Annotated in this window: 1 pseudogene; it reads left to right on the top strand. The window is 52.9% G+C overall.

Features of this window, described 5'->3' with window-relative positions:
* Positions 1-133: 133 nt before the first annotated feature.
* Positions 134-244 (top strand): annotated as a pseudogene (locus tag SB772_RS44655) (response regulator); the annotation flags it as partial.

Genomic DNA, 244 nt, shown 5'->3' with positions numbered 1-244 from the left:
ATAGTTGCACCAGATCGAAATATAGTGTTATTGGATCGCACACCTGTCTAAGATAACGAACGTGAGCGGTCAGCCCTTTTACGCCCCGCCCGAATTGCCGTTTTGGACGAGGACTATTCGCTTGCAAACCCCCATGATTGTTTCCATTGTCGACGACGACGAAAATGTCCGCGTCGCAACGTGCAGTCTCGTTCGCTCCCTGGGTTGCAAGGTGCGGGACTATGCTTCGGCGGAGGCGTTTTTG

It is taken from the genome of Paraburkholderia sp. SIMBA_030 (assembly GCF_046535245.1).
Lineage (GTDB): Bacteria > Pseudomonadota > Gammaproteobacteria > Burkholderiales > Burkholderiaceae > Paraburkholderia.
This window is presented reverse-complemented; position numbering and strand designations above follow the sequence as displayed.